This is a genomic window from Rhodanobacter sp. PCA2, from assembly GCF_013620825.1.
Classification (GTDB): domain Bacteria; phylum Pseudomonadota; class Gammaproteobacteria; order Xanthomonadales; family Rhodanobacteraceae; genus Rhodanobacter_A.
This window is the reverse complement of sequence record NZ_NJIC01000023.1, coordinates 1-5019: the sequence shown is the minus strand read 5'-3', so window position 1 is coordinate 5019 and position 5019 is coordinate 1. Positions and strand designations below refer to the sequence as shown.

The window sequence follows — 5019 nt, the reverse complement described above, 5'->3', positions numbered from 1 at the left end:
GGCCTCGCCTTTTCGCGCGGGCAGGATGCCCGCTCGAAAAGCCCGGCCGCGACTCACGCACTTGCCGGGCAGGACGCCCGGCAAGCGCCGCCGCGGGGTGGCCTTCTCTTTGGGTTACTTTTCTCTTGGCCACGCAAGAGAAAAGTAACTCGGGCGCCCACAGGGCGCACGAAACCGCTTTGAATGCACGCCCAAACGCAGGCGACCGCGCCGCCTCAGCAGGATGAAACCGCTGGAAAAATTGCGCCAGGACAAGAGTCCCCTCTCCGCCCCCACTACAATGCGCGGATGAAACCGAACCGCGTCCCCGCCCCCCGCAAGACCGCCCCGCCCATCGAAGTGCGCGGCTCCGCCCGCCAGCCGCTGGGCATGCCGGCCGCCCAGTTCCTCCGCGATTACTGGCAGAAGCGGCCGCTGCTGGTCCGCAACGCGTTTCCCGATTTCGTGCCGCCGATCCAGCCCGAGGATCTGGCTGGCCTGGCCTGCGAGGAAGGCGCGCTGTCGCGGCTGATCCGCCACGACGAGGCGCGTGAGCGCTGGCAGGTGAAGACCGGTCCGCTGGACGAGGCCGATTTCGCGAAGACCGGCGACGCGAACTGGACCCTGCTGGTGCAGGACGTGGACAAGTGGGACGCCGACGTGGCCGCCCTGCTGGAATCCTTCGCCTTCCTGCCCAGCTGGCGGCTGGACGACATCATGATTTCCTATGCCGAGCCCGGCGGCGGCGTGGGCGCGCACGTGGACCAGTACGACGTGTTCCTGCTGCAGGGGCTGGGCCAGCGGCACTGGGCGATCAGCGCCGATCCCGAGGCGCCCAGGGATTTCCGCCCCGACGTGGAGCTGAAGCAGCTGCGCGAATTCACGCCCACCCACGAATGGCTGCTCGAACCGGGCGACATGCTCTACCTGCCGCCCGACGTGCCGCACGACGGCGTGGCCTTCGGCGGCCCCTGTATGACGATTTCGTTCGGCATGCGCGCGCCCTCGCAGGCGGAACTCACCGGCGACCTCGCCGACTATCTTGCCGAACGGCTGCACGACGAACAGCGCTACGCCGACCCCGACCTCGCCCCGGCCAAGGCCCCGGGCGAAATCGACGCGGCCGCGCTGGCGCGGTTGCGCATGGCGCTGCCGTTCGCCGCCGCGCTGGACGAGGAAACCCTGCGCGACTGGTTCGGCCGCTTCATCACGCGTTACCGCATTGCGCAGACGCCGGCCCTGCCCGACCGACCGCTGGCCGAGGCCGCCCTGCGCAAGCAGCTCGCCGCGGGCGCGCGCCTGCTGCGCCACCCCTGGTCGCGCATGGCGTGGAGCCGCGGCAAGTCCGGCTGCACCTTGTTCGCGAACGGCCAGGCCTGGCCGGCTCCGGCGGCGCTGGCACGGCAGTTGTGCGCGCAGCGCGACATGGTCGTTGACGCCGAGCCGTCCAAGGCGGCCGGCGCACTGTTGCTGGCCCTGGTCAACGAGGGGCACCTGGTGCTGCGCAAGGCGCGCCGGCGGTGACCGCGGCGGCCGACGACGACGCCGGCAGGCGCGCGATCGATGGCCGCGAGGCGCTGGCCGCCGCCCGGCTGCAGCTGCTGGCCGGCGCGCGCCACCGGCTGTCGCTGCACCTGCCCCTGCTGGCTCACGAGGACTACGGCAACGACGCCGAGCTGGCCGAGCTCAAGCGCATCGCCACCTCGGGCCGCCGCGCCGAAATCCGCATCCTGCTGCACGATCCGGCCGCCGCGCTGCGCGACGGCCACCGGCTGATCGCGCTGTTCCAGCGCCTGCCCAGCACCATCCTGATCCGCACGCCGGTGGAGGACGTGGATCGCCAGAACGCCGGGGCGTGGCTGCTCACCGATGGCGGCGGCTATTTTTTCCTGCCCGAGGCGGCGCGGCCGCAGGGCCGCATGGCGCTGGCCGACCGCGCGGCGCAGGCGCCGCTGCAGCAGCAATTCGACGAGATCTGGGAGCGCTCCGCCCGCGCCAGCGAGCTGCAGCCGCTGGATTTGTAGCGCCACGGGGCGCGCCGTCCGCCGGCTGCGACCAAAGTCGGTGCCCGGACGTCGTGAATTGCGGCTGAGGAACCCCATTCCATGGGCTGTCCGGGTTGCCGCTGCGCGGTGGCTCAAGGCTATAATTAACAGGATTTTTCGCCGGCGATCCCTGCGCCCGAAGGATCGCCGCAAGCCTCCCTTCCCCTGCCGGTGGTGACGTGAGTACAAACCTGATCCGCGAGTTCTTCGACTCCTCTCAACTCGCTGGCGGCAACGCCGATTACGTCGAATCCCTGTACGACGCCTGGCTGGCCGACCCTGCGTCGGTTTCCGCCGAGTGGAGCAAGTATTTCGAGACCTTCAAGGGTCGCGAGGCCGGCGACGTGCCGCACGGTGGCGCCATCGCGCGCATCGAGGCGGCGCAGAAGCAGCGTCACGTCGCGGCCGCGCCGGTCGACGACGAGCACGCGCGCAAGCAGGCCGGCGTGCTGCGCCTGCTGACCGCCTACCGCTCGCGCGGCCACCTGGCCGCCGACCTCGACCCGCTGGGCCTGGCGAACAAGATGGAGGCACCCGACCTGGGCCTCGCCTTCCACGGCCTCGCCGAAGCCGACCTCGACACCGAGTTCGACTGCGGCACCTATGCCGGCGGCGGCCAGCGCCTGAAGCTGCGCGAACTGTGGGCGCGCCTGAAGAAGGTGTACACGCGCAGCATCGGCGCGGAGTTCATGTACATCTCCGATCACGCGCAGCGCAACTGGATCTACACCCGGCTGGAGCAGGCCAACGGCAGCGCCGGCCTCGACGCCGCGGGCAAGCAGCGCGTGCTGGACGGCCTCACCGCCGCCGACGGCCTGGAGCGCTACCTCCACACGAAATACGTCGGCCAGAAGCGCTTCTCGCTGGAAGGCGGCGACAGCCTGATCCCGATGCTGGACGACGTGGTGCGCGCCGCGGGCGACAACGGCATCAAGGAGCTGGTGATCGGCATGGCCCATCGCGGCCGCCTCAACGTGCTGGTCAACATCCTCGGCAAGCCGCCGAAGACCCTGTTCGACGAGTTCGAGGGCCGCTTCGACCATCCGGAAGACCCCTCCCACTCCGGCGACGTGAAGTACCACATGGGCTTCTCCGCCGACGTCAAGACGCCCAGGGGCGGCACCCACGTGGCGCTGGCGTTCAACCCCTCGCACCTGGAAATCGTCAACCCGGTGGTGGCCGGTTCCGTGCATGCGCGGCAGATCCGCCGCGGCGACACGGCGCACACCCAGTCGATGGCGGTGCTGGTGCACGGCGACGCCGCGCTGGCCGGCCAGGGCGTGAACATGGAACTGTTCAACATGTCGCAGGCCCGCGGCTTCAAGATCGGCGGCAGCCTGCACATCGTGGTGAACAACCAGGTGGGCTTCACCACCTCCAACCCGCAGGACGCGCGCTCCACGATGTACTGCACCGACCTGGCCAAGATGGTCAATGCGCCGGTGCTGCACGTGAACGGCGACGACCCGGAAGCGGTGATCGAGGCCACCCGCCTCGCCTACGACTTCCGCAAGACCTTCCGCAAGGACGTGGTGATCGACCTGGTGTGCTACCGCCGCCACGGCCACAACGAGGCCGACGAGCCCACCGCCACCCAGCCGGTGATGTACCAGGTCATCAAGAAGCTGCCGCCGGCCCGCGAGCTGTACGGCCAGGTGCTGGTGAAGGAAGGCGTGATCGCCGACGGCGACGTGCAGAAGCGCTTCGACGCCTACCGCGACCGCCTGGAAGCAGGCAAGCCGATGACCGAGCTGGACGCCGAGCCCCAGCGCGACATCCAGATCGACTGGGCGCGCTTCCTCAAGGGCAAGCTGGGCGACAAGACCGACACCTCGCTGCCGAAGCAGAAGCTGGTGGAGCTGGCCAACAAGCTGCTGGACATCCCCAGGGACATCGCGCTGCAGTCGCGCGTGGCGAAGATCTACGACGACCGCCGCAAGATGGCCAGCGGCGAGCAACCCGGCGACTGGGGCTTCGCCGAGAACCTCGCCTACGCCAGCCTGGTCGACGCCGGCTGCAACCTGCGCCTGGTCGGCCAGGACTCCGGCCGCGGCACGTTCTTCCACCGCCACGCCGTGCTGCACGACCAGAAGGACGGCCGCACCTTCATGCCGCTGGCGACGATCCGCGACGGCGCCGACGTGGAAGTGATCGACTCGCTGCTCAGCGAGGAAGCGGTGATGGCCTTCGAGTACGGCCACTCCACCACCGATCCCGACACCCTGCACATCTGGGAAGGCCAGTTCGGCGACTTCGCGAACGGCGCCCAGGTGGTGATCGACCAGTTCATCAGCTCCGGCGAAGCCAAGTGGGACCGCCTCTCCGGTCTCGCGCTGTACCTGCCGCACGGCTACGAAGGCCAGGGCCCGGAGCACTCCTCCGCCCGCCTGGAGCGCTTCCTGCAACTGTGCGCGATGGAGAACATGCAGGTCTGCGTGCCCACCACGCCGGCGCAGGATTTCCACATGATCCGCCGCCAGATGCTGCGCCCGGTGCGCAAGCCGCTGATCGTGATGACGCCGAAGTCGCTGCTGCGCCACAAGCTGGCCGTGTCGACGCTGGACGAGCTGGCCGACGGCAGCTTCCAGCTGGTGATCGGCGAGCATCGCGAGCTGGCCGCCAAGAAGGTGAAGCGCGTGGTGCTGTGCGCCGGCAAGGTCTACTACGACCTGCTGGAAGAGGCCGAGAAGCGTGCGCTCGCCGACGTGGCCATCGTGCGCGTGGAACAGCTCTACCCGTTCCCCCGCCCCGAGGTCTCCGCCGAACTGGAGAAGTACCCGGCCGCGAAGGAAGTGGTGTGGTGCCAGGAGGAACCGATGAACCAGGGCGCCTGGTTCCAGATCCGCCACCACCTGCAGGCCTGCGTCGGCAAGCAGAGCCTGTCCTACGCCGGCCGCGCGCGTTCGCCCGCGCCGGCCGCCGGCCATCTCAGCGACCACGTCGCGGAGCAGGTGGCGCTGGTCGGGCAGGCGCTGGCCGGCCCGATCGGTGTCGA

3 protein-coding genes are annotated in these 5019 nt (G+C 69.6%); all 3 read left to right on the top strand.

The genetic code is table 11. The features are described 5' to 3' along the window. Positions 1 to 288: 288 nt before the first annotated feature. Positions 289 to 1503, top strand: coding sequence for a cupin domain-containing protein (locus PCA_RS09730; protein ID WP_181302419.1), 1215 nt, complete (start codon positions 289 to 291; stop codon positions 1501 to 1503). Then, positions 1500 to 2003 carry a hypothetical protein gene (locus PCA_RS09725; RefSeq protein ID WP_181302418.1) on the top strand — a complete coding sequence of 168 codons (504 nt, stop codon included), beginning with the start codon at positions 1500 to 1502 and terminating at the stop codon, positions 2001 to 2003. The genes PCA_RS09730 and PCA_RS09725 overlap by 4 nt, the downstream gene beginning before the upstream one ends. Before the next feature lie 200 nt (positions 2004 to 2203). Further along, positions 2204 to 5019 (top strand): 2-oxoglutarate dehydrogenase E1 component (locus PCA_RS09720; protein ID WP_181302417.1); only part of this gene is annotated, 2816 nt, incomplete at its 3' end.

Excerpts from the sequence above, each read along its gene's own strand:
- PCA_RS09730 (WP_181302419.1), top strand. The coding sequence starts at position 289 with ATGAAACCGAACCGCGTCCCCGCCCCCCGCAAGACCGCCCCGCCCATC.